This window comes from Dactylosporangium darangshiense, from assembly GCF_039537565.1.
In the GTDB taxonomy this organism is placed as follows: Bacteria; Actinomycetota; Actinomycetes; order Mycobacteriales; family Micromonosporaceae; genus Dactylosporangium; species Dactylosporangium darangshiense.
The window spans coordinates 1-555 of sequence record NZ_BAABAT010000237.1 but is presented as its reverse complement, the minus strand read 5'-3'; the positions used below and the strand labels follow the sequence as shown (position 1 = coordinate 555).

General features: G+C 65.0%; 1 protein-coding gene. It reads right to left on the bottom strand.

Going from position 1 to position 555, the window contains the following annotated elements; all coding sequences use genetic code 11:
- On the bottom strand, nt 1–526 hold a 526-nt coding region (locus ABD901_RS58895), incomplete at its 3' end, for a phosphopantetheine-binding protein (RefSeq protein WP_345145172.1).
- Nucleotides 527–555: the final 29 nt, after the last annotated feature.

Here is a 555-nt window from a genome sequence, read left to right as displayed (position 1 = left end):
CCGCCGCAACCGCCGCCGCCACATCCGCCACCGTCGGCGTATCAAACAACACCTCCAACGGCACCTCCACCCCAAACACCGACCGCACCCGCGACACCACCTGCGTCGCCAACAACGAATGCCCACCCAAAGCAAAGAAATTGTCAGCCGCACCAACCCGCTCCACACCCAACAACCCAGCCCACATCCCCGCCAACACCTCCTGCACCGGACCCACCGGAGCAACAAACACCCCAGCCAGCTCCAGCCGAGCCGCATCCGGCGCCGGCAGCGCGACCCGATCGACCTTGCCATTGACGTTCAACGGCAACGACGCAAGCTCCACAAACACCGCCGGCACCATGAACTCCGGCAACCGGGCACCCAAGAACTCACGCAACACCTCCACCCCAGCCACACCAACCCCCACCACATACGCCACCAACCGATCACCATCCGCCACCACCACCGCATCATCGACCGCCGGATGCTCCCGCAACACCGCCTCAACCTCACCCAACTCCACCCGGAACCCACGCACCTTCACCTGCGCATCCGCCCGACCCACAAACTCCA